We start from the raw sequence: 23,277 nt of genomic DNA, 5'->3' as shown, positions 1-23,277 counted from the left end.
CCAGTGCATCGAGAACAATAATGATGTCCGCTGCATCTGAGCGTTTCGTCCCCGCCCCGGGCCTTGGCAACCCACACCTGCAGACTTTGTGGGGCCCGCTATGGCGCAAGACCACACACATCGAGCGCCAACGCGAGCGCCTGTGGCTGGAAGACGGTGATTTCCTCGACCTTGACTGGCACGGCCCCCACAGCGCCGAGGCACCACTGGTGCTGGTGCTTCACGGCCTGACCGGTTCTTCCAACTCGCCTTACGTGGCCGGACTGCAACAGGCTCTCGGTCGCCAGGGTTGGGCCAGTGCGGCCTTGAACTGGCGTGGCTGCTCGGGTGAGCCGAACCTGCTGCCCCGCAGCTACCACTCGGGCGTCAGCGAAGACCTCGCCGCCGCCATCACCCATTTGCGCGCCCGACGCCCCCTGGCACCGCTGTTTGCGGTGGGTTATTCACTGGGCGGCAATGTGCTGCTCAAGCATTTGGGGGAAACCGGCCGCGACAGCCAGTTGCAAGGGGCGGTGGCGGTCTCGGTGCCGTTTCGCCTCGACCAGTGTGCCGACCGCATCGGCCAAGGATTCTCCAGGTTCTACCAGGCGCATTTCATGCGCCAGCTCGTGGCCTATGTGCGCAACAAGCAACGTCAGTTCCAGCACGACGGACGCCACGAAGGCCTGGCAACCCTGGCAGCGCTTGGCCCGTTGGAAAACATGCGCACCTTCTGGGACTTCGACGGCCGGGTGACGGCGCCACTGCACGGGTTCTCCGATGCCGCGGATTACTACCGCCGTGCCTCCAGCCGTTATTTCATGGCGGGCATCTGCACGCCGACCCTGGTCATCCAGGCCGCCGACGATCCTTTTGTGTTCCCTCACAGCCTGCCAGAACCGGACGAATTATCCGCCTCGACCCGGATTGAACTGCACGCCCGGGGCGGGCATGTGGGGTTTGTCGACGGAACCCTGCGGCGCCCGGGGTATTACCTGGAGCGGCGGATTCCCGATTGGCTGGCCCATCTGGGTCGGGGCTGAACCGTGGCTTGGTTTTCTGTGGCGAGGGAGCTTGCTCCCGCTTGAGTGCGCAGCACTCACCTGAGGGGGGCCGCTTCGCAGCCCAGCGGGAGCAAGCTCCCTCGCCACACAAAAGCGCCCTGGCCAATCACATCACTCGCCCTTCGCCACGCCCCGCTGGGGATCAGTGATCCACTCGCTCCACGAGCCCGCGTACAACCGCCCCAAGGGATACCCGGCCAGGCACAAGGCAAACAGGTTATGACACGCCGTCACGCCGGAGCCGCAATAGGCCACCAGGTCGGTGGGCGAACGCTCGCCCAGTTTTTCGGCGAAGCGCTGCTTGAGCTGGTCGGCCGGCAGGAAGCGCCCATCGGCGCCCAGGTTATCGGCAAACGCCGCGCACTGGGCGCCCGGGATATGCCCGGCTATCGGGTCAATGGGCTCGACTTCACCTTTGAAACGCGGCAACGCCCGGGCATCCAGCAGGGTCATGTCCGGTTGGCCGAGGCGTTGTTGCAGCGCTTGGGCGCTGAGCACCAAGCTCGCATCCGGTGCCCCGCTGAAGTTCCCGCGACTGTTCTGCGGCGGATCCAGGCTCAAGGGCAAGCCGGCGGCATGCCAGGCTTTGAGCCCACCGTCGAGGATGTACACGCCATCGCGCTTGCCCAGCCAGGCCAGCAACCACCAGGCCCGCGCGGCATAGGCGCCGGGACCGTCGTCGTACAGCACGACATCACTGTCGTTATCGATCCCCCAGGCCTTGAGGCGCTCGATCAAGGCCCCCGGCTCCGGCAGCGGATGACGCCCGGTCACGCCTTTGGTCACCGCCCCGCTCAAGTCGCGCTCAAGGTCTGCGAACGACGCACCGGCGATGTGGCCCTCGGCATAACTGCGCTGGCCATAATCCGGGTCTTCCAGGGCAAAACGGCAATCGAGGATGACCAGCCCCGGCCGTGATCGCCGCTCTTCGAGGGCTTGAGGGCTGATGAGTTGCGCAATGGGCATGGTGAACTCCTGTGGCTAAGTCGGGGGGTCGGTCCTACTGCCCTTCCTCCAGGGTCTGGGCCAGGGGGACGTAATACTCTTTGAACAGTGCATCCACTTCTTCGCGGGCCTGATCGGTCACGAAACCGGCCTCCAACACCAGTACCTGATACACGCCACGCTTGATGGCCTGCTCGCTCAGGTGGCTGAAGTTTTCCCGCGTGGTGCACAGGAACCGCACCCAGGACGTGAGGATGATCCAGGCATTGAGGGTCAGGGACTCGATCTGCACCCGGTCCATTTTCAGGATGCCGGCGGCAACGAAGCCTTCATAAATAGCGGTGCCGTGGATCAGGCTGCGCTGGGAAAACCGTCGATAGCGCGCCGCCAGGTCCGGATCGCTGTCAAGCAGATGTTCCAGGTCCCGGTGCAGAAAACGGTAGCGCCACATGGCCGCCAGCAGCTCCTGCAAATAGAAGCGCTTGTCCTCCACCGTGGCCGCACGGCCCTGGGGCGGGCGCAGGAAGCTGTCCACCAGGTTCTCGTATTCACTGAACAGCACGGCGATGATCGCCTGCTTGTTGGGGAAGTGGTAATAGAGGTTGCCTGGGGACATGTCCATGTGGGCGGCAATGTGGTTGGTGCTGACGCTGCGCTCGCCTTGCTGGTTGAACAGCTCGAGGCTGTTTTGCACGATGCGCTCGCTGGTTTTCATTCGTGGGGCCATGGTTTGGGCTTTAATTCGACGAAGGCATTGATCGGCATCTTACGACCTATCGGTCACAGGAAAAACCCATCGCCGTTACGGATGCCATTGACTTTTTAGAGTATAAGCTCTAGAAAACACCCACTCTAATAATATCCGGTGCCCGACGATGCCTGCCGACGTTGCCTACCTGCACGAGTCTCAACAACAACTGGACGAGCTGCGGTCGCTCTTCGTTGCCCAGCGCCAGGCCTACGCCGCCCATCCAATGCCACCGGCCGAACAGCGCCGACAATGGCTCAAGGCACTGCGCGAGGTATTGAGCAACGAACGACAAGCCGTGATCGACGCCATCAGCCAGGATTTCAGCCACCGCAGCGCCGACGAAACACTGCTGGCCGAGCTGATGCCGAGCCTGCACGGCATCCATTACGCCAGCCGACATCTCCAGGGTTGGATGAAACCCTCCCGGCGCAAGGTGGGCATGGCCTTTCAACCGGCATCGGCCAAAGTGATCTATCAGCCGTTGGGCGTGGTCGGCGTCATCGTGCCATGGAACTACCCACTGTTCCTGGCCATCGGGCCGCTGGTAGGGGCATTGGCCGCGGGCAACCGGGTGATGCTCAAGCTCAGCGAATCGACACCGGCGACCGGCTTGCTGCTCAAGCAATTGCTGGCCCGGGTCTTCCCCCAGGACCTGGTCTGCGTGGTGCTTGGCGAGGCGGAAATCGGCATGGCGTTTTCCAAGCTGCCCTTCGATCACCTGTTGTTCACCGGCGCCACCAGCATCGGCAAGCATGTCATGCGGGCCGCTGCCGAAAACCTGACCCCGGTCACTCTGGAGCTGGGTGGGAAATCGCCGGCCATCGTGTCGGTCGATGTCCCCATCAAGGATGCCGCCGAACGCATTGCCTTCGGCAAAACCCTGAATGCCGGGCAAACCTGTGTCGCCCCGGACTACGTGTTGGTACCGCAGAATTGCGTCGGCGAGTTCGTTGAGGCCTATCGCGAGGCGGTACGCGGGTTTTATCCGACCCTGGCGAACAACCCGGACTACACAGCAATCATCAACGAACGACAGCTGGCGCGACTCAACGGCTACATCAGCGACGCCACCAGCAAGGGCGCGCTGCTGATCGAACTGTTCGACCAGGGCCAGGACCGCCGCATGGCCCACAGCCTGCTGCTCAACGTCAGCGACGAGATGACCGTCATGCAAGACGAGATCTTCGGCCCGCTGCTGCCCATCGTGCCCTATGACAATCTGGATCAGGCGCTTGCCTACATCAATCAGCGCCCCCGCCCGCTGGCGCTCTACTACTTTGGCTACAACAAGGCCGAACAGAACCGTGTACTCCATGAAACCCATTCCGGCGGTGTCTGCCTGAACGACACGCTGCTGCACGTCGCCCAGGACGACTTGCCGTTCGGCGGCATCGGGCCCTCGGGAATGGGGCATTACCACGGACATGAGGGTTTCCTGACCTTCAGCAAGGCCAAGGGCGTGCTGACCAAACAACGATTCAACGCCGCGAAGCTGATTTATCCGCCCTACGGCAAGCCTTTGCAGAAACTGATCCAGAAGCTGTTTGTCCGCTGACGCGTCTCTTCCCGGGTAATAACAATAATGAACCCAAGCCTCACCGATACACCCGCGCTGTCACGGCGCGGCCTGCTGAGGTTCAGCCTCGGCGCCAGCGCCTTCCTGGCCACCGTCGGCCTGGGCGCCAGCTTGAGCGGTTGTTCGCCCAGCCAACCGAGCAACGGCCTGGCGGCCCTGCGCGACAGCGACCTGCCATTTTTACGCAGCGTCATCCCCGTGATGCTGGACGGCGCAGTGGCCGCCGGACAGATCAGCACCGCCACGGACGCGACCCTGCGAAGCCTGGACAGCAGCCTGGCCCACTTGTCCCCCACCCTGCTCAAACTCACGCGCCAGTTGTTCGACGTGCTCACGCTGGGCGTTACCCGTGGGCCGCTGACCGGGGTCTGGGGCTCGTGGGAAAACGCCAGCGCCGATGACATCCACCAGTTCCTCGGGCGGTGGGAAAACAGTTCGCTGGATCTGCTGCGTCAAGGCCATAGCTCGTTGCTGCAACTGGTGATGATGGCCTGGTACACCCAATCCGAAGCCTGGGCGCACTGCGGGTATCCAGGACCGCCCAAGATTTGAAAGCCAGGCCCAACTCCTGTGGGAGCAAGCCCACTCCCACAGGGTTCTTCATCGTCCATCCATAATAATAAGAGAGCCCTGCACATGCCCGTACCCGATCCCTTCCGCGAAGGCCTGGCCCGTGGCTGGACCACCTACAACGGTGCGCAACTGACCCAGGACCTGACCCTGGAAGCGGACGTGGCCATCGTCGGCAGCGGTGCTGGCGGCGGCACCACGGCAGAAATCCTCAGTGCCGCCGGCTACCGCGTGTTGCTGATCGAGGAAGGTCCGCTCAAGACCAGTCATGACTTCACGCTGCTCGAAGACCAGGCCTACAGCAGCCTGTATCAGGAAGGCCTGGGGCGCATGAGCAAGGACGGCGCCATCACCATTCTCCAGGGCCGGGCCGTCGGCGGCACGACGCTGATCAATTGGACCTCCAGCTTCCGCACGCCCGACCAGACCCTCGACCACTGGGCTGCCGAGCACAACGTAAAAGGCCACGGCCGCGCTGAAATGGCGCCCTGGTTTACGCAGATGGAACAACGCCTGGGCGTGGCGCCGTGGCTGATTCCGCCCAATGCCAACAACGACGTGATCCGCAAAGGTTGTGAACAATTGGGCTACGCCTGGCACGTCATCCCGCGCAACGTACGCGGCTGCTGGAACCTGGGCTATTGCGGCATGGGCTGCCCGACCAACGCCAAGCAGTCGATGCTGGTCACCACCATCCCGGCTACGCTGGACAAGGGCGGCGCGCTGCTTTACCTGGCGCGGGCCGAGCGTCTGACGATCAAAAACGATGCCGTCATCGGCCTCGAGTGCCAAGCCATGGACGAGCGTTGCGTGGCGCCGACAGGGCGGCGCATCACCGTCAAGGCGCGGCACTATGTATTGGCGGGCGGCGGCATCAACAGCCCAGGCCTGCTGCTGCGCTCCGATGCACCGGATCCACATCGACGCCTGGGCAAACGCACCTTCCTGCATCTGGTGAACATGTCCGCCGGGCAATTCGACGAGGTCATCAACCCGTTCTACGGCGCGCCGCAATCGATTTATTCGGATCATTTCCAATGGCAGGACGGCACCACCGGCAAAATGTCCTACAAGCTTGAAGTCCCGCCCTTGCACCCGGCCCTGGCCGCGACGCTATTGGGCGGGTTCGGTCCCGAGAACGCGTTGCACATGTCCCGACTGCCCCATACCCACGCCATGTTGGCACTGTTGCGCGACGGCTTTCATCCGGACAGCCCCGGCGGCAGCGTCGAATTGCGCAGCGACGGCACGCCCGTGCTCGATTATCCCGTTACGCCGTATGCCTGGGATGGCTTGCGCCGGGCCTTCCACAGCATGGCCGAGATCCAGTTTGCCGGCGGCGCCAAGGCGGTCATGCCCTTGCACAGCGATGCCCGCTACGTTAAGACCCTGGCCGAAGCCCGCACACTGATCGACGGACTCGACCTGGCGTTGTACCGCACACGCCTGGGCAGCGCCCACGTGATGGGCGGTTGCGCCATGGGGGAAGACCCGAAAACCGCTGTCACCGACAGCCTTGGCCGCCATCACCAACTGGGCAACCTGTCGATCCATGACGGCTCGCTGTTCCCCACCAGCATCGGCGCCAACCCGCAATTATCGGTGTACGGGCTGACCGCGCAATTAGCGACGGCCCTGGCCGAACGCCTGAAAAACCCATGAACCATTTATTGAGAAAAACAACGAACCCGTGGCGAGGGAGCTTGCTCCCGCTGGGCTGCGCAGCAGACCCATTTTGTGAGCGCTTCGCGCTCAAACGGGAGCAAGCTCCCTCGCCACGGGCTTACCGAACATCTGAATATCCGGATTATTCGCACCGTCTATAGTGCTTTCTTACGCAACAGCCGACTTGGCCGACCGAGAAGGCTGCGATACCATCCGACTCCCCAACGGACTCCCGCCAGGACGACGCGATGAACCGAGTGTTGTACCCAGGTACCTTCGACCCTATTACCAAGGGCCATGGCGATCTGGTCGAACGCGCCGCGCGCCTGTTCGACCACGTGATCATTGCCGTCGCCGCCAGCCCGAAGAAAAACCCGCTGTTCCCGCTGGAACAACGTGTGGAACTGGCCCGCGAGGTCACCAAGCACCTGCCCAACGTGGAAGTGGTCGGCTTCTCGACGCTTTTGGCGCACTTTGCCAAGGAAAAGAACGCCAATGTGTTCCTGCGCGGCCTGCGGGCGGTCTCGGACTTCGAGTACGAGTTCCAACTGGCCAACATGAACCGCCAACTGGCACCGGACGTCGAGAGCCTGTTCCTGACGCCGTCGGAGCGTTATTCCTTCATTTCCTCGACCCTGGTCCGGGAAATCGCGGCGTTGGGCGGTGATATCACCAAGTTCGTCCACCCGGCCGTGGCCGATGCGCTGACCCTGCGCTTCAAGAAATAACCCGCGGGCTGCGACCCGCTGCGCAGCCCGGCACAGCGCAGTCCATCGCGCCCGCGTGCACTGCGCTCGCCAATGCGGCACAATTGCGCCCATACGTTTTTCATATGCCCGGGCCCAACGCCCCGGCAGGAGCCCGCATGTCCCTGATCATCACCGACGACTGCATCAATTGCGACGTCTGCGAACCCGAATGCCCGAACGAGGCCATTTCCCAAGGCGAAGAGATCTACGTCATCGACCCGAACTTGTGCACCCAGTGTGTCGGCCATTACGACGAACCCCAGTGCCAACAGGTCTGCCCGGTGGATTGCATCCCCCTGGACGAGGCTCATCCGGAAACTGAAGAGCAGTTGATGGCGAAATATCGCAAGATTACGGGTAAGGATTGAGCCAGATTATTCTGTAGGGTCTGTGCGGGCCCTATCGCGAGCAAGCTCGCTCCCACAGGGATCTGCTGTGTTTACACCACTTGTGCCTGAAGCAAAGCCCCTGTGGGAGCGAGCTTGCTCGCGATGAAGCCAGCAGCAACACCCAAGATTCAACTGCCTGCCTCACTCCTGCCGCTCAAACCCCTCCCCGATACACCCCAGGCACCGCACAAACGTGGCCTTCGCCGGGTCCACCACCAACGCCTTCCCCGCATCCCCGACCCCGCCGCCCAGCGCGGTAAAGGGCAACGACACTACGAATGCCCCGGCGCCAATCACCGTGGCGGCGAGCAGCAGCGGACGAGCAATCAGCAGGTCGCCGAGCATGGCGAAGGCCGGCGGGTTCTGGATGGTGTAGCGCGGGTCGCCGCTGCCATCGCTTGCCAGGGCAGGCAAACCGACACTCAGCAGCAGCGCTAGAACGACAGGTCGAAGCAGTCTCATCGGGCGATCCTTCGGCTAAATCAGTACTACTGACTATAGACCGTAGGACAAATCAGCTCTGACAGCGTGGACACCAGACGCTGGCGCGCTGGCCCAGGCGGATTTCCCGCAGCCCCGTGCCGCAGACTTTGCACAGCTCCCCGCCCCGTCCGTAGACGAACAGTTCCTGCTGGAAATAGCCGGGTTGGCCATCCCCGCCGATAAAGTCCCGCAGCGTGGTGCCACCGCGCTCGATGGCATGGGCGAGGATGCGCTTGATCTCGATCGCCAGCTTCAGGTAACGCGCCCGGGAAATGCCTCCGGCGGCCCGGCGCGGGTCGATGCCGGCGGCGAACAGGGCCTCGGTCGCGTAGATATTGCCCACCCCCACCACCACCGCGTTGTCCATGATGAACGGCTTGACCGCCATGGACCGCCCCCGCGAGAGCTGGAACAACCGTTCGCCATCGAACAGGTCGGTCAACGGCTCGGGACCAAGGCGAATCAACAACTCGTGATTGAACGGGTCAAGGCTCCAGAGCATCGCGCCAAAGCGGCGAGGGTCGGTGTAGCGCAAGGCCAGGCCGGATTCCAACTCGATGTCCACGTGCTCGTGCTTGGCGGCCGGCATGCCGACTTCCACCAAGCGCAGGTTGCCGGACATGCCCAGGTGGCTGATCAACGTGCCCACCTCGGCATTGATCAACAGGTACTTGGCCCGCCGCTCCACCTGCACGATGCGCTGGCCCGAAAGCCGCACGTCGAGATCTTCCGGGATCGGCCAGCGCAGGCGGCGGTCGCGGACCACCACACGGCTGACCCGCTGGCCTTCAAGATGGGGCGCGATTCCGCGACGGGTGGTTTCGACTTCCGGCAGTTCTGGCATGAGGCTCTCGAGTCAGGCGAAGCCCCGCACTCAACGAGTGGCGAGGTCGCGAATTTCCTGTTTCTGGGTCTGGAAGTCGTATTCCGACAACCCGATGTAATCGAGCACAAGGCTCCCGACGCAATCCCACTCGTGGTCTTCGGCCTGATTGCCGAGCACCCGGTGGGACGCACAGATGTTCTCGGACATCTTCAGGATCGCCAGCAGATTCTTCAACTGGCTGTTATTGCGTGAAGACTCGTCGCTGAAAATCGCCAGGGCATTGTGGTGGTTGGCGATGGCCTGGCTGACGTGATCCGGCAGGCGCCAGGATTTGGAAGTGTAGTAACCGACCACCGCATGGTTAGTGTTGAACTCGCGATTCTCGGTGTCCACTACCCGGCACTCGGCGTTGGCATTGGCGTAGGCCTCTTCCAGCACGCCCATGTAGTTGGGGAACTGCTTGAGCATCAACGGCACCCCGCAATCGTGGAACAACCCCAGCGCATAGGCTTCGTCACCGCTCTCCAGGCCGACGCGCTTGGCCAGGGTCAGGCAAGTCATCGCCACATCCTGGGCGGTATCCCAGAAGCGGTTCAGGGTCACGATGGCGTCGTCGTGCAGCTCGCCCTTGATCGACTGCGCATTGATCAGGTTGATGATCGAACGACTGCCCAACAGATTCACCGCGCGCTGGATCGAGGTGATCTTGTTGCGCAGGCCGTAATACGGCGAGTTGACGATCTTGAGCAAGGCCCCGGAAAGACCAGGATCGTGGGAGATCAGCTTGGCGATGGTCTCCAGGTCCGGGTCGGGCATGTACTGCTCCATCTGCAGATCCACCATGATCTGCGGCTGGGGCGGCACGCTGATGCCTTGCAAGGACTGTTGGATCTGTTCGGCGGAAAGCTCTTTGGACATGAGTACACACTCCGGTGTCAGGCGGGGGATTCTAACCCTTAAAGATGGATCCGATACACCGCCGGGTAGATCGGCGGAACTTTCCTTCAGGCATTGGCTTCGGACCTTACAGGGCCGACAGCCAAGCCTGCATAAGGCTTGAGTCGGCAACCCAGCCACTCAGCTTGAGGAGATTTTTCATGCCTGGCTCCCTGAACAACAAACGTGTCGCCATCCTCGTGACCGACGGCTTTGAACAGGCCGAACTGACCGGCCCCCAACAGGCGCTGGAACAGGCCGGCGTCAAAGTTGACATCGTTTCGGCCCGCGAAGGCCAGGTCAAAGGCTGGAACCATGACCAGCCGGCCGACGACTTTCGGATCGACCTGACCTTCAAGGCGGCCAATGTCGAACAGTACGACGCCGTGGTGCTGCCCGGTGGCGTGCAGAACTCCGACACCATCCGCATCGACACCGATGCCCAGAAACTGGTCAAGGGCTTCGAGGCGGCGGGCAAGCCCATTGCGGTGATTTGCCATGGCGGCTGGTTGCTGGTGTCGAGCGGGCTGGTCAAGGGCAAGACCATGACCAGCTACAAGACCCTCAAGGATGACCTGGTCAACGCCGGCGCGAACTGGGTCGATAAGGAAGTGGTCAAGGACGGCACATTGATCAGCAGCCGTCAGCCCGATGACATTCCGGCGTTCAACCGCGAGTTGATCAGCGCGTTGTCCGCCTGAAACCTGCCCGATACCGTGGTGAGGGAGCCCGCTTCCTCACCACATGTCCACCACCAGCCCCGCCACGGTTGCAACACGGTATACTCCCGCTCTTTTTTCCGGAGCGACGTCATGTCCCTGCCTAGCCTGCGCCTCAAAGCCAACGCCGACCGTCGCCTGCGCGCCGGCCACCTGTGGGTCTACAGCAACGAAATCGATGTAGCCGCCACCCCGCTGCACGGCTTCAAGGCCGGTGACCAGGCCATCCTCGAAGCCGCCGGCGGCAAGCCGCTGGGCATCGTTGCGATGAGCCCCAACAACCTGATCTGCGCCCGGCTGTTGTCCCGCGACGTGAAGCTGCCGCTGGACAAATCCCTGCTGGTGCACCGCCTCAACGTGGCGTTGTCCCTGCGCGAGCGGCTGTTCGACAAGCCGTTCTATCGCCTGGTCTACGGTGATTCCGACCTGTTGCCAGGCCTGGTGGTCGACCGTTTCGGCGACATCCTGGTGGTGCAGATCGCCTCTGCCACCATGGAAGCTCACAAGGACGACGTGATCGCCGCCCTGACCCAGGTGCTCAAGCCCAGCGGCATCCTGTTCAAGAACGACTCCGCGGCCCGTGACGCCGAAGGCCTGAACCGCTACGTCGAGACCGTGTTCGGCCTGGTGCCGGAGTGGGTCGCCCTGGAAGAGAACGGCGTGAAGTTCGAAGCGCCGGTCATGGAAGGCCAGAAAACCGGCTGGTTCTACGACCACCGCATGAACCGCGCACGCCTGGCCCCGTACGCCAAGGGCAAGCGCGTCCTGGACCTGTTCAGCTACATCGGCGGCTGGGGCGTGCAAGCTGCAGCGTTCGGCGCCAGTGAAGTGTTCTGCGTCGATGCTTCGGCCTTTGCCCTCGACGGTGTCGAGCGCAACGCCGCGCTGAACGGCTTTGCCGAGAAGCTGACCTGCATCGAAGGCGACGTGTTCGAAGCCCTGAAGGAGCTCAAGGCCAGCGAAGAACGCTTCGACGTGATCGTGGCCGACCCACCCGCTTTCATCAAGCGCAAGAAAGACCTGAAAAACGGTGAGGGCGCCTATCGCCGCCTCAACGAACAAGCCATGCGCCTGCTCAGCAAGGACGGCATCCTGGTCAGCGCATCGTGCTCGATGCACCTGCCCGAAGACGACCTGCAAAACATCCTGCTGACCAGCGCTCGTCACCTGGACCGCAACATTCAACTGCTCGAACGCGGCGGCCAGGGGCCGGACCATCCGGTACACCCGGCCATTGCCGAAACCCGCTACATCAAGAGCATCACCTGCCGGCTGTTGCCCAACAGCTGAGGCCAGGCGGGGCCAGTGCCGTAGCGCTGTGCCCCGCGCACTCCAATTGCATTCTGATCGCAGCCTTGGCTGCGTTTTTTTTGCGTGCCTGAATAAGTCCCTGGCGCAAAAGTCAATAAGTAGCAAACGTCTGTAGGAGTCCCCCCACGTCATTACCAGAACCTTCCTACTCAATCTCCCCCTCGCCTGGCTGGCATGACGCATTAGGATTGAAAGCGACCCTCAGGTACGTCCTGGAACTGTTCGATGACTGATCCGCAAAACCACCTGGCCACCCGCAAACCCGCCACCGTCGGCCTATTGCTGACCCTGACACTGCTCGGGGTCTTTCCAATCGACGTCGTGCTGCCTTCGTTCCCCGCCCTGTCCGAGCAGTTCGAACGTCCATCGTCGGACATTGCCCTGTCTGTCAGCCTGTTCGCGGTGGGCATCGCCCTTTCGCAACTGCTGGTTGGCCCACTCTCCGACGTCATGGGACGAAAGAACCTGCTGTTGATCGGGATCAGCGTTTCAGCGGTCGGGGCAACAGGTTGCGTACTCACCGATGGCTACTGGTCCTTTCTGTTTTTCCGCGTCGTCCAGGCCTTGGGCTGCGGTTGTTTCGTGCTGTCCCAGGCGTTGATACAGGACTTGTTCACAGGCGGGGAGCAGCAGCGACTGCGTATATTCCTGGTCACCTGCGGCGGCATTTTCATTTCCGTTTCGCCCCTGGCCGGCACCGGGCTGCAAAGCTGGATGGGCTGGCGCGGCAGCTTCCTGGTGTTCGCGGCCCTGGCGGTCGGCGTGTTTGCGGGCGCCAGCCTGTTACTCAAACCTACCCCCGCGGGTCGCCCACGCCAGCGCCTGGACTTCATTGCGTCTTATCGAAACGTCTGTGGCGACTTCAGCTTCATGACCTATTGGTTGACATCGGCACTGGCCTTTTCCTGCCACTTTTCGTTTATCGTCATTTCGCCGCTGCTGCTCATCGATCAGTTACAACTCTCGCCCGAGGCCTTTTCGTGGGCACTGCTGGGCTACGGACTGGCTTATATCGGCGGCGGAGCGGTGGCGACCGTGCTGAGCAATCGAATCGCCCCCCAGACGCAAATCATCACAGGCCTTGGCCTGATCCTGGCGGCGGGGATCCTGATGCTTGGGCTCTCCAGCCAATTGGGCTTGTCGATCACCACCCTGCTGCTGCCCATGATCGTGTGCACCGCCGGAACGACCATTGCCCGGGCGGCGGCCCATACCCTGGCAATGAACAGATTCCCGGAGCAAGCCGGTACGTCCGCCTCGGCCGGTAGCGTGCTGATCTTCATCGTCGGCGGCCTGACCAGTGCTGCGATCAGCCTCACCCCGCTGGACAGGCAGATGACGCTGGCCCTGTGCCTGATGCTGCTCAGCGCCCTGGGGCTGGGGCTCAATAGCCTGGCCCGGCACCGTCACAGGGCGCTGTTGGCAGGCTGAGCGCTGCCAGTCGTCATCCCAAGCGCGACATTGGCGCCCGATCAGCGCTTTGCGTCATTTCATCCTGGCGCCAGCGGTGTAGAATCGCGACATTCATCGCCATTCATCCCCGGCGGGTTTATGAGCTCATGCTGAGGCGCGCAGCGATCCTGCAAAGTCATCGGCCACTTCCGGACACTCGGCCAATCCCCGGTGTTCCAGAACGTCAACAGAAGCTCACTTCCCCTTTGATATCTGATTAGCCGCCCGGAGTGCTCCATGCCTGATTACCGCTCGAAAACATCCACCCATGGCCGCAACATGGCCGGCGCCCGTGCCTTGTGGCGCGCCACGGGGATGAAGGATGACGACTTCAAGAAGCCGATCATCGCCATTGCCAACTCCTTCACCCAGTTCGTACCGGGTCACGTGCATCTCAAGGACCTGGGTCAGTTGGTCGCCCGGGAAATCGAACGCGTGGGCGGCGTTGCCAAGGAATTCAACACCATCGCCGTGGACGATGGCATCGCCATGGGCCATGACGGCATGCTCTATTCGCTGCCCAGCCGCGAGATCATCGCCGACTCCGTCGAGTACATGGTCAATGCCCACTGCGCCGACGCCATCGTGTGCATTTCCAACTGCGACAAGATCACCCCGGGCATGCTCATGGCCGCCCTGCGCCTGAACATCCCGGTAATCTTCGTCTCCGGCGGCCCGATGGAAGCCGGCAAGACCAAGCTCGCCAGCCACGGCCTCGACTTGGTCGACGCCATGGTGATCGCCGCCGACTCCAGCGCCTCCGACGAGAAGGTTGCCGAGTACGAGCGCAGCGCCTGCCCGACCTGCGGCTCGTGCTCCGGCATGTTCACCGCCAACTCGATGAACTGCCTCACCGAAGCCTTGGGCCTGGCCTTGCCAGGTAACGGCTCCACCCTGGCCACCCACAGCGACCGCGAACAGCTGTTCCTGCAGGCCGGCCGGACCATCGTCGAGCTGTGCAAGCGCTACTATGGCGAAAACGACGAGTCGGTGTTGCCGCGTAACATCGCCAACTTCAAGGCGTTCGAAAACGCCATGACCCTGGACATCGCCATGGGCGGTTCCACCAACACCATCCTGCACTTGCTGGCCGCGGCCCAGGAAGCCGAGATCGATTTCGACCTGCGCGACATCGACCGCCTGTCCCGTCACGTGCCGCAACTGTGCAAGGTCGCGCCGAACATCCAGAAGTACCACATGGAAGACGTGCACCGCGCCGGCGGGATCTTCAGCATCCTCGGCTCCCTGGCCCGTGGCGGCCTGCTGCACACCGACCTGCCAACCGTGCACAGCAAGACCATGGCCGAAGCCATCGCCAAGTGGGACATCACCCAGACCACCGACGAGGCCGTTCACCACTTCTTCAAGGCCGGCCCGGCGGGCATTCCGACGCAAACCGCGTTCAGCCAGTCGACCCGTTGGGAAACCCTGGACGACGACCGTGAAAACGGCTGCATCCGCAGCGTCGAGCACGCGTATTCCAAGGAAGGCGGCCTGGCCGTGCTCTACGGCAACATCGCCCTGGATGGCTGCGTGGTGAAAACCGCCGGTGTCGACGAGTCGATCCATGTGTTCGAAGGCAACGCGAAGATTTTCGAAAGCCAGGACAGCGCCGTACGGGGCATCCTCGCTGACGAAGTGAAGGCCGGCGACATCGTGATCATTCGCTACGAAGGTCCGAAAGGCGGCCCGGGCATGCAGGAAATGCTCTACCCAACCTCCTACCTGAAGTCCAAGGGCCTGGGCAAAGCCTGCGCCTTGCTGACCGATGGCCGGTTCTCCGGCGGCACCTCGGGCCTGTCCATCGGCCACGCTTCGCCGGAGGCTGCGGCAGGCGGCGCCATCGGTCTGGTGCGGGACGGCGACAAGGTCCTGATCGACATTCCGAACCGCTCGATCAACCTGTTGATCAGCGACGAAGAGCTGGCCGGGCGTCGCGTCGAACAGGACAACAAAGGCTGGAAACCGGTGGAAGTGCGTCCACGCAAAGTCACCACGGCCCTCAAGGCCTACGCCCTGCTCGCCACCAGCGCCGACAAGGGCGCGGTGCGTAACAAGGCGATGCTCGACGGCCTGTAAGCGTCGTTCGTCGCAATAAAAATGCCCCGCCAAGTGCGGGGCATTTTTTTGGGCGCCTGTTCGGACTCTGGAACCACATGATTCCCCGTGGCGAGGGAGCTTGCTCCCGCTCGGCTGCGAAGCAGTCGTAAACCGGCAGGTGCGGTGTGTCTGATGCTCCGCATTTGGAGGTTTTGGGGCTGCTACGCAGCCCAGCGGGAGCAAGCTCCCTCGCCACAAAGGCAATACCTTGCCTCTTTGATGCCGTGTTACTGGATATCTTCCGGCTTGACGATCACCCAGTTCTTGTCCGCTGTCACCGGCAGTCCTTCCTTGGCCTGGGCGGCAGCGTGCTTGGCCATCATGCCGTTAATCTGGGTCATGTATTTGTCCTTGCGGTTGACCCACAGGTGGATGCCGCCCTTGGCTACGTCCACATCGTGGAACAACATGTAGCCGTCACTGCTCGGCGTGTCGCCAGCGACCAGCACCGGTTTTTTCCATTCGTCGATGTACGTCAGGATCGCCGCGTGCTTGCCGGCCATCCAGGTCGCCGGGGTCCACAGGTAAGGCGTGTACTCCAGGCCGAGGTTGGCCTTCTCGTCATATTTGCCGGCGGTGATCTGCTTGCGCGCGGTGGTCAGCTCGCCAGTCTTGCGGTCCTTGAGCAGCGTGGTCACGCCGATGACGTTCTGCGGCTTGAGGTTGTAGCCGTACTTCGGATCGGAGGCGACCATGCGCACCAACTCTTCGGAAGCGGCGGTCATGACATAGACCTCGATGCCGTTTTCCATCAGCTTGTTGTACAGCTCGGCCTGGCCGGTGAAGACTTTCGGCGGGTTGACGTTGTACTGGACCACCTTGTCGCCATCGTAATAGGTGGTCGGCACCGGTTTACCGGACGCCATCAGCTCGTCGACATAGCCCTTGAGTTCCTTGAGGGTGAAGCCGGAGAACACCTGGGCCACCCATGGGTAGCAGACCATGTCATCCACTTCGCACAGGCGGTAGTAATAGCTGAACAGGCTTTCCTTGTGATCGGCGGTGTCCTTGAACGGCATCAGCTTCAAGGATGGGTCCAGGGTTTCCCGGGTGATGAGGCCCTTGTTCTCCATGAACGGCAGCAACGACTCTTCCAGATCGTAGCGGTAACTGGTGTTGTCCATGTCGAACACCGCGTAGTTACCCTTGTTGGCGTTGGCCGCGATCATCGTCTCCAGAGCCTTGGCTTGTTCCGCCGGCCAGTGTTTGAGATCGGTGGCCAATGCCTGGCCGGCGAGACCAAGGCTCAAGGCGACAGCGAGAAAACGAGGTGCGAGTTTCATCGGCATTTCTCCCGGGTTCAAAAGAACTCGACGCTAACAAATGCTTGTGATAGCCCTCGCCTACCCGCGACCGCCTGCGTCTTGATTGCGCCAGCGACATATCCGTAAACGTCGCTGCCTTATTCCATAAACGACAATCTACATGCGTTTTTAGTATTAATTCATTAGTTATCAGGCTGTTAGGCTTCCCGGCTCACAGTCGCGGCTTCGGGCGACTGGCACGTCTTGTCGGAGTCTTTTTGATGAATCTGCCGCTGACCCTCAATCTGCTGGTGTTCCTCGCCTTGCTGTTCGGCCTGGCACAAACCCGTCACCGCACCGGGAGCCTGGCCAGGAAAGTGCTGCTGGCACTGGTACTGGGCGTGGCGTTCGGTCTCGCCCTGCACACGATTTATGGCGCCGGCAACCCGGTGCTCAAGGCCTCGATCGGCTGGTTCGACCTGGTGGGCAACGGCTACGTGCAGTTGCTGCAAATGATCGTTATCCCGCTGGTCTTCGCCTCGATCCTCAGCGCCGTGGCCCGCCTGCATAACGCCTCGTCCCTGGGCAAGATCAGCTTCCTGACCATCGGCACGCTGCTGCTGACCACCGCCATCGCCGCGCTGATCGGTATTGGCCTGACCAACCTGTTCGGCCTGACCGCCGAAGGCCTGGTGGCCGGCCCCCAGGAACTGGCGCGCCTGCAAGTGATCCAGAGCGACTACGCCGGCAAGGTCGCCGACCTGAATGTCCCGCAATTGCTGCTTTCGTTCATTCCGCAAAACCCCTTTGCCGACCTGGCCCGGGCCAAGCCGACCTCGATCATCAGCGTGGTGATCTTCGCCGCGTTCCTCGGGGTCGCGGCGCTGCAGTTGCTCAAGGACGACGTGGAGAAAGGCCAGAAAGTGATCAACGCCATCGACACCCTGCAAAGCTGGGTGACGCGCCTGGTGCGCCTGGTAATGAAGCTGACGCCGTACGGTGTGCTGGCGCTGATGACCAAGGTGGTGGCCGGTTCCAACCTGCAGGACATCATCAAGCTCGGCAGTTTTGTCGTGGTGTCGTACCTGGGGCTGGGCCTGATGTTCGTGGTCCATGGCCTGCTGGTGTCTGCTGCCGGGATCAACCCGTTGCGCTTTTTCCGCAAGATCTGGCCGGTGCTGACCTTCGCCTTCACCAGCCGCTCAAGCGCGGCCACCATCCCGTTGAGCATTGAAGCCCAGACCAGCCGCCTCGGCATTCCACGGACGATTGCCAGCTTCAGCGCCTCGTTCGGCGCCACCATCGGCCAGAACGGTTGTGCCGGCCTTTATCCGGCCATGCTGGCGGTGATGGTCGCGCCGACTGTGGGCATCAACCCGCTGGATCCGGTGTGGATCGCGACGCTGGTGGCGATTGTGACGTTGAGTTCGGCCGGTGTGGCCGGGGTCGGTGGCGGCGCGACGTTCGCCGCGCTGATCGTGCTGCCGGCCATGGGGTTGCCGGTCGCGCTAGTGGCGTTGCTGATTTCCGTCGAACCGCTGATCGACATGGGCCGTACGGCGTTGAACGTCAGCGGCTCGATCACCGCCGGGGCGATTACCAGCCAGGTGATGCAGCAGACTGACAAGGCGCTGCTGAATGCCGAGGAGCATGGGGAGTTGGTACACGCTTGATGGGTGGCACCTGATCGATTGATCGTTCGATTGATCGTTCCCACGCTCTGCGTGGGAATGCTTCAAGGGACGCTCCGCGTCCAGTGACGCGGAGCGTCACGGGCTGCATTCCCACGCAGAGCGTGGGAACGATCTACGCTTGTCTCAACGCTTCTCCCACACCTCGAAGCTGTAGGCAGGCTTATCCCCTTCCGCCGGGTTCGGTTGGTTCGAAACCAACGTCCACTGGCTCGAATCGAATTCCGGAAACCAAGCATCCCCCTCCGGGCTCAAGGCCACGCGGGTCAGGTACAGCCGATCCGCCTGCGCCAGCGCCTGGGCGTACAGTTGCGCGCCGCCGATCAACATCAGCTCATCGACGCCCTGTTCCAGCGCCCAGGCCTCGGCGCGCGCCACCGCCGCCTCCAGGGTGGAGAACACTTCCGCGCCTTCCAGCACCAGGCCCGGCTGACGGCTGACCACGATGTTCAGGCGTCCCGGCAGCGGTCGACCGAGGGAATCCCAGGTCTTGCGCCCCATGATGATCGGCTTGCCCAGGGTGGTGGCCTTGAAGTATTTGAAATCCCCCGGCAGGTGCCAGGGCATGCTGTTGTCGACGCCGATCACACGGTTTTCACCGAGGGCTGCGATCAGGCTTAGGGGGAGAGTTTTGTTCATGGCGGCGAGGATACCAGAGGCTCGGCGTACCCCGACAGGCTTCACAGCGGTTATGCTCAACCCTCATTCGAGCAACGGAAACCCTCGTGACAGTACTGCAGAACCTCTGGTTGACCGAGACGATACGCCTGCGTGAAGAACACGCCGGCCCGCTCGAGGACCAGGAAGCCAATCGCCTGGCCCGTGCGGCCGGCGGCGACTTAGCCACTCGCATCCACCACCGCGCCCGCTGGCTGGCCGAGCGCGATGGCCTCACCGAGGCCCTGCGCCATTGGCTGCAAGGGGCGCGCCTGGCGCTGATTGCATTGGTGCTGATCGCCATCATCAGCGGCGCCGGCCTGGGATTTGCCGCCCTCGGCGACGGGCAGGCACCGGTCAATGTGTTCTGGGCCTTGGGCAGTCTGTTGGGGCTGAACCTGATCCTGCTCATCAGCTGGGCCCTGGGCCTGATATTCGCTGGCGAGCAAGGTGCCACGCTGGGACGCCTGTGGTTGTGGCTCAGCGAAAAACTTGCCCGCGATGCCAAGGCCGCCCAACTGGCGCCGGCCCTGCTGCTGTTGCTGCAACGGCACAAGCTCAATCGCTGGGCCCTCGGCGTGTTGGTCAATGGCCTGTGGCTGCTGGCGATGCTCAGCGCGCTGGTCATCGTACTGATGTTGATGGCGACCCGGCGCTACGGCTTCGTCTGGGAAACCACTATCCTCGGCGGCGAGACCTTCGTCGCCATGACCCAGGCCCTCGGCGCGCTGCCCGCCCTGCTGGGTTTCAGCGTGCCGACGGTGGAAATGATCCGCGCCAGTGGCGATGCCGCCCTGAACATCGAGAGCGCGCGCCAGGCCTGGGCTGCCTGGCTGGTCGGTGTGCTGCTGGTCTATGGCCTGTTGCCGCGCTTGTGCCTGGCACTGCTGTGCCTGTGGCGCTGGCGGCGCGGCCGCGCCACGCTGCGCCTGGACCTGAACCTGCCGGGCTACGCCCAATTGCGTGAACGGCTGATGCCCAGCAGCGAGCGACTGGGCGTCAACGACGCCGCCCCCGCGCAATTGCATCCCATCGAAAATGCTGTCAGTGCAATAAACAGCGACGGCGCGCTGCTGGTGGCAATCGAGTTGGACGATCGGCCCTGGCCGCCCAAGCTGCCCGAAACCGTGAAAAGCGCCGGCATTCTCGACAGCCGCGAGTCGCGCCACAAACTTCTCGAACAATTGTCGCGCTTTGCGCCGGCACGCCTGGCAATTGCCTGCGACCCACGCCGTTCGCCGGACCGCGGCAGCCTGGCGCTGATCGCCGAGCTGGCCCGCAGCGCCAGCGCCACCCGCGTCTGGCTGTTGCAGGCGCCGCCTGGCGAAGCGCTGGACGCCGAGCGCCTGGGCGACTGGCACACCGCACTGCAACAGTTGCAGTTGCCGTTCGCCGATTGCATGCCCTTGAACTGGCTGGAGACCGGCCATGACTGAGCCCATGAAGCCGCTGAAGCTGGCGGTGGTCGGCCACACCAACGTGGGCAAGACCTCGCTGCTGCGTACCTTGACCCGCGACGTCGGCTTCGGCGAAGTGTCCCATCGCCCGAGCACCACCCGCCATGTCGAAGGTGCGCGCCTGTCGGTGGACGGCGAAGCGCTGCTGGAACTGTACGACACGCCGGGCCTGGAAGACGCCATCGCCCTGCTCGATTACCTCGAGCGCCTGGAGCGTCCTGGCGAACGCCTGGACGGCCCGGCGCGCCTGGCCCGCTTCCTCGAGGGCAGCGAGGCGCGGCAACGCTTCGAACAAGAAGCCAAAGTGCTGCGACAACTGCTCGCCAGCGACGCCGGGCTTTATGTGATCGACGCCCGGGAGCCGGTGCTGGCCAAGTACCGCGATGAATTGGAAGTCCTCGCCAGTTGTGGCAAGCCGCTGCTGCCGGTGTTGAATTTCGTCAGCAGCGCCCACCATCGCGAGCCCGACTGGCGCGAAGCCCTGGCGCGCTTGGGGCTGCACGCCCTGGTGCGTTTTGACAGCGTGGCTCCGCCCGAGGACGGCGAGCGACGCCTGTATGAGAGCCTCGCGCTGCTGCTGGAAAGCGCCCGTGGGCAACTGGAACGCCTGGTCGCCGATCAACAGGTCCAACGCCTGGCCCGCCAGCAGAGCGCGGCGCGCTTGATCGCCGAACTGCTGATCGACTGCGCCGCCTGCCGACGCAGCGTCGCCAGCGACGCCGAACTGGAACGCGAGGCCATCAGTGAACTGCGCAAAGCGGTGCGTCAGCGCGAGCAGCGCTGCGTCGAGGCCCTGCTCAAGCTTTACGCTTTTCGTCCCCAGGACGCCGCCGCCAGCGATCTGCCGCTGCTCGACGGGCGCTGGGGCGATGACCTGTTCAACCCCGAGACTCTCAAGCAACTGGGCGTACGCGTCGGTGGCGGGATCGCGGCGGGTGCGGCGGCGGGGGCTGGCGTGGATTTGCTGGTGGGCGGCCTGACCCTTGGCGCCGCCGCCCTGGCCGGGGCCATTGTCGGCGGCACCCTGCAAACCGCCCGTAGCTATGGCAACCGGCTGATGGGCAAGCTCAAGGGGCAACGGGAATTGACCGTGGACGACAGCGTGCTGCGCCTGTTGGCCCTGCGCCAACGCCAACTGCTGCAAGCCCTCGACCAGCGCGGCCATGCGGCGATGGACAGCATCCGCATCGCCACGCCCCAGGACAAGACCTGGCGCGAGGGCAAGCTGCCCGACGCCTTGAACAAGGCGCGAGCGCATCCGCAGTGGTCGTCGCTGAACCCTCAACCGCGATTGAGCCAGGCAGAACGCCAGGAACTGATTGAGCAGTTGGCTGAGCAGCTCTGAACGACACAAAACCTTGTGCCAAGTACACAAAACCCTGTGGCGAGGGAGCTTGCTCCCGCTGGGTTGCGCAGCAGCCCCAAAATGTGATTGATCTGATGCACCGAGGTGTCAGGTTTTAGGGCTGCTTCGCAGCCCAGCGGGAGCAAGCTCCCTCGCCACAAAAGCAATCCGTCAATCGTTGTTCAAGGCCTTGAGGGCCGCCGCCGCTTCAGGCAATTCCAGCTCGCTGAACACTTGCACGCCATGGCGCTTGAGCAGCGCCGCCGTCACGCCTTCGCCGCTGACCTTCACACCGCTGAACGTTCCGTCATAGGTCAACAGGTTGCCGCACGATGGGCTATTGGCCTTGAGCACGGCGATGCGGATGCCGTGTTCGCGCACCAACGCCAGCGCTTGATGCGCACCGGACAAAAACTGCGCACTCACATTTTCGCCGTCGCTGGTGATGACCAGTGCCTGGCCGTCGAGCACTTGCCCGCCCTGCCCGCCAGGAATCTCCGCCGCCGCCCGAGGCGTAGGCAAACCGCCGGCGACTTCCGGGCACAGCGCCACGATCCGGCCTTCGTCGAGCCATTGCTGCAACTGATCGAACGGCCCACTGGCGCCGCCGTCGTAGCGCACGCGATGCCCGAGCAGGCAGCGACTGACCAGGATTTTTTCCATCTTCAGAACAACTCGTTGCCGCGACGACGGAACCAACCGGTCAAGGACAGGCGATCACGCGTGGCCGGCAGCACTTCATGGGGAATGTCCCCCGACAGGAACACCACCAGGCAGCCGCCGATGGGCACCACGTCCTGTTCCAGCCTTTCGTCCAGGTACATGCGCAACTGGCCGCCGTGTTCCGGCAACCAGTCGTCATTGAGGTAAAGCACCGCCGACACTGTGCGTCGGTCGTCATCGCGGAAGCGGTCGACGTGCTTGAGGTAGAACGCGCCAGGTGGATAGAGGGCAAAGTGGCTTTCGAAGTCTTCCAGGCCCAGGAACAACCCGCGATTCATCGCCTCGCGCAGGCTGTCCATCAGCGCCAGGTAATGGTCGCAGGCTTGCGCCTGGCCGGGTTCGATCCACTGAATGTGATCACCCCGGATCCCTTCGCGGATCTCCGAGAACGGCCCGCGCCCGACCGCTGCCGGGGCCAGTTCGCCCTCGGCGGCACGCTGGCGGCATTCGGCCGCCAGGGCGCGGGTCAGCGCCTCCGGCAGAAAGAGGTCCTGCTGCGACCAGCCGCGCTCGGCCAGGTCGTCGACGATACGTAACAGCAGCGGGTGATCAGAAGGTATTTGCATGGCGCGCATAGTATGCCTGTGCCTGCAAAACCGACAGCGACGCTCGGCAGGTTTTTTGCCGCCAGATAGCACCGTCGTA

The 23,277-nt window shown here is 63.0% G+C and carries 22 protein-coding genes; 13 read left to right on the top strand and 9 right to left on the bottom strand.

All coding sequences use genetic code 11. The features are described 5' to 3' along the window. Positions 1 to 23: 23 nt before the first annotated feature. Positions 24 to 1,022, top strand: coding sequence for a hydrolase (locus tag TK06_RS22915; RefSeq protein ID WP_063325207.1), 999 nt, complete (start codon positions 24 to 26; stop codon positions 1,020 to 1,022). A 132-nt stretch (positions 1,023 to 1,154) separates the two neighbouring features. Here TK06_RS22915 and TK06_RS22910 read toward each other — a convergent pair whose 3' ends face one another. After that, on the bottom strand, positions 1,155 to 2,009 hold the full coding sequence (locus TK06_RS22910; RefSeq protein WP_063323950.1) for a sulfurtransferase: 855 nt from the start codon (positions 2,007 to 2,009) through the stop codon (positions 1,155 to 1,157). A 34-nt stretch (positions 2,010 to 2,043) separates the two neighbouring features. Further along, the gene (locus tag TK06_RS22905; RefSeq protein ID WP_003206524.1) at positions 2,044 to 2,715 is read right to left on the bottom strand and encodes a TetR/AcrR family transcriptional regulator; all 672 of its coding nucleotides are present in this window, start codon (positions 2,713 to 2,715) and stop codon (positions 2,044 to 2,046) included. A 148-nt stretch (positions 2,716 to 2,863) separates the two neighbouring features. Between TK06_RS22905 and TK06_RS22900 the strand changes: the two genes are divergently transcribed. The 5 genes from TK06_RS22900 to TK06_RS22880 all read left to right on the top strand — a co-directional run bounded on the left by TK06_RS22900 (position 2,864) and on the right by TK06_RS22880 (position 7,667). Then, positions 2,864 to 4,294: a coniferyl aldehyde dehydrogenase gene (locus tag TK06_RS22900; RefSeq protein WP_063323949.1), complete on the top strand. Its 1,431-nt coding sequence runs from the start codon at positions 2,864 to 2,866 to the stop codon at positions 4,292 to 4,294. Between the two features lie 27 nt (positions 4,295 to 4,321). Then, positions 4,322 to 4,867 (top strand): hypothetical protein, encoded by a 546-nt coding sequence (locus TK06_RS22895; protein WP_063323948.1) that lies wholly within the window; start codon positions 4,322 to 4,324, stop codon positions 4,865 to 4,867. A gap of 84 nt (positions 4,868 to 4,951) precedes the next feature. Beyond that, positions 4,952 to 6,547, top strand: a complete 1,596-nt coding sequence (locus tag TK06_RS22890) for a GMC family oxidoreductase (protein WP_063323947.1) — start codon at positions 4,952 to 4,954, stop codon at positions 6,545 to 6,547. A 251-nt stretch (positions 6,548 to 6,798) separates the two neighbouring features. Beyond that, on the top strand, positions 6,799 to 7,278 hold the full coding sequence (gene coaD, locus TK06_RS22885; RefSeq protein WP_003177462.1) for a pantetheine-phosphate adenylyltransferase: 480 nt from the start codon (positions 6,799 to 6,801) through the stop codon (positions 7,276 to 7,278). Positions 7,279 to 7,415: 137 nt separating this feature from the next. Beyond that, positions 7,416 to 7,667: a YfhL family 4Fe-4S dicluster ferredoxin gene (locus tag TK06_RS22880; RefSeq protein WP_060740180.1), complete on the top strand. Its 252-nt coding sequence runs from the start codon at positions 7,416 to 7,418 to the stop codon at positions 7,665 to 7,667. Positions 7,668 to 7,829: 162 nt separating this feature from the next. Here TK06_RS22880 and TK06_RS22875 read toward each other — a convergent pair whose 3' ends face one another. From TK06_RS22875 to TK06_RS22865, 3 genes are read right to left on the bottom strand one after another with little or no spacing between them, the layout of a single operon-like run. Continuing rightward, positions 7,830 to 8,150: a hypothetical protein gene (locus TK06_RS22875; RefSeq protein WP_063323946.1), complete on the bottom strand. Its 321-nt coding sequence runs from the start codon at positions 8,148 to 8,150 to the stop codon at positions 7,830 to 7,832. A 52-nt stretch (positions 8,151 to 8,202) separates the two neighbouring features. After that, positions 8,203 to 9,015: a bifunctional DNA-formamidopyrimidine glycosylase/DNA-(apurinic or apyrimidinic site) lyase gene (gene mutM, locus TK06_RS22870; protein ID WP_003206537.1), complete on the bottom strand. Its 813-nt coding sequence runs from the start codon at positions 9,013 to 9,015 to the stop codon at positions 8,203 to 8,205. Positions 9,016 to 9,045: 30 nt separating this feature from the next. Beyond that, a complete protein-coding gene (locus tag TK06_RS22865) occupies positions 9,046 to 9,861 on the bottom strand; it encodes an HDOD domain-containing protein (RefSeq protein WP_203417446.1) in 816 nt (271 codons plus the stop codon). Between the two features lie 233 nt (positions 9,862 to 10,094). On the opposite strand from TK06_RS22865, the gene TK06_RS22860 reads away from it, so the two are divergent. The 4 genes from TK06_RS22860 to ilvD all read left to right on the top strand — a co-directional run bounded on the left by TK06_RS22860 (position 10,095) and on the right by ilvD (position 15,494). Continuing rightward, the gene (locus TK06_RS22860) at positions 10,095 to 10,634 is read left to right on the top strand and encodes a type 1 glutamine amidotransferase domain-containing protein (protein WP_063323944.1); all 540 of its coding nucleotides are present in this window, start codon (positions 10,095 to 10,097) and stop codon (positions 10,632 to 10,634) included. A gap of 111 nt (positions 10,635 to 10,745) precedes the next feature. Beyond that, a complete protein-coding gene (locus TK06_RS22855; RefSeq protein ID WP_003206543.1) occupies positions 10,746 to 11,942 on the top strand; it encodes a class I SAM-dependent rRNA methyltransferase in 1,197 nt (398 codons plus the stop codon). Positions 11,943 to 12,188: 246 nt separating this feature from the next. After that, positions 12,189 to 13,394: an MFS transporter gene (locus TK06_RS22850; RefSeq protein ID WP_063323943.1), complete on the top strand. Its 1,206-nt coding sequence runs from the start codon at positions 12,189 to 12,191 to the stop codon at positions 13,392 to 13,394. A 258-nt stretch (positions 13,395 to 13,652) separates the two neighbouring features. Next, positions 13,653 to 15,494 carry a dihydroxy-acid dehydratase gene (gene ilvD / locus TK06_RS22845; RefSeq protein ID WP_063323942.1) on the top strand — a complete coding sequence of 614 codons (1,842 nt, stop codon included), beginning with the start codon at positions 13,653 to 13,655 and terminating at the stop codon, positions 15,492 to 15,494. A gap of 248 nt (positions 15,495 to 15,742) precedes the next feature. On the opposite strand, the gene TK06_RS22840 is transcribed toward ilvD, so the two are convergent. Then, a complete protein-coding gene (locus tag TK06_RS22840; protein WP_063323941.1) occupies positions 15,743 to 16,798 on the bottom strand; it encodes a hypothetical protein in 1,056 nt (351 codons plus the stop codon). 242 nt (positions 16,799 to 17,040) lie between these two features. On the opposite strand from TK06_RS22840, the gene TK06_RS22835 reads away from it, so the two are divergent. Continuing rightward, the gene (locus tag TK06_RS22835) at positions 17,041 to 18,432 is read left to right on the top strand and encodes an L-cystine transporter (RefSeq protein ID WP_063323940.1); all 1,392 of its coding nucleotides are present in this window, start codon (positions 17,041 to 17,043) and stop codon (positions 18,430 to 18,432) included. A gap of 144 nt (positions 18,433 to 18,576) precedes the next feature. Here TK06_RS22835 and TK06_RS22830 read toward each other — a convergent pair whose 3' ends face one another. Further along, the gene (locus tag TK06_RS22830; protein WP_063323939.1) at positions 18,577 to 19,089 is read right to left on the bottom strand and encodes a dihydrofolate reductase; all 513 of its coding nucleotides are present in this window, start codon (positions 19,087 to 19,089) and stop codon (positions 18,577 to 18,579) included. Between the two features lie 86 nt (positions 19,090 to 19,175). Between TK06_RS22830 and TK06_RS22825 the strand changes: the two genes are divergently transcribed. Together TK06_RS22825 and TK06_RS22820 are read left to right on the top strand one after the other, a co-directional pair. Then, complete coding sequence (locus tag TK06_RS22825; protein ID WP_063323938.1) at positions 19,176 to 20,543, top strand: DUF2868 domain-containing protein; 1,368 nt, start codon at positions 19,176 to 19,178, stop codon at positions 20,541 to 20,543. After that, a complete protein-coding gene (locus TK06_RS22820; protein ID WP_063323937.1) occupies positions 20,536 to 21,909 on the top strand; it encodes a GTPase/DUF3482 domain-containing protein in 1,374 nt (457 codons plus the stop codon). Before TK06_RS22825 ends, TK06_RS22820 begins: the two co-directional genes overlap by 8 nt. Before the next feature lie 171 nt (positions 21,910 to 22,080). On the opposite strand, the gene TK06_RS22815 is transcribed toward TK06_RS22820, so the two are convergent. Both TK06_RS22815 and TK06_RS22810 read right to left on the bottom strand, forming a co-directional pair. Then, positions 22,081 to 22,572 (bottom strand): DUF523 domain-containing protein, encoded by a 492-nt coding sequence (locus TK06_RS22815; RefSeq protein WP_063323936.1) that lies wholly within the window; start codon positions 22,570 to 22,572, stop codon positions 22,081 to 22,083. 2 nt (positions 22,573 to 22,574) lie between these two features. Next, complete coding sequence (locus tag TK06_RS22810) at positions 22,575 to 23,207, bottom strand: 2OG-Fe(II) oxygenase (RefSeq protein WP_063323935.1); 633 nt, start codon at positions 23,205 to 23,207, stop codon at positions 22,575 to 22,577. Positions 23,208 to 23,277: the final 70 nt, after the last annotated feature.

Origin of the sequence: Pseudomonas fluorescens (assembly GCF_001623525.1) — a bacterium.
In the GTDB taxonomy this organism is placed as follows: domain Bacteria; phylum Pseudomonadota; class Gammaproteobacteria; order Pseudomonadales; family Pseudomonadaceae; genus Aquipseudomonas; species Aquipseudomonas fluorescens_Q.
This window is presented reverse-complemented; position numbering and strand designations above follow the sequence as displayed.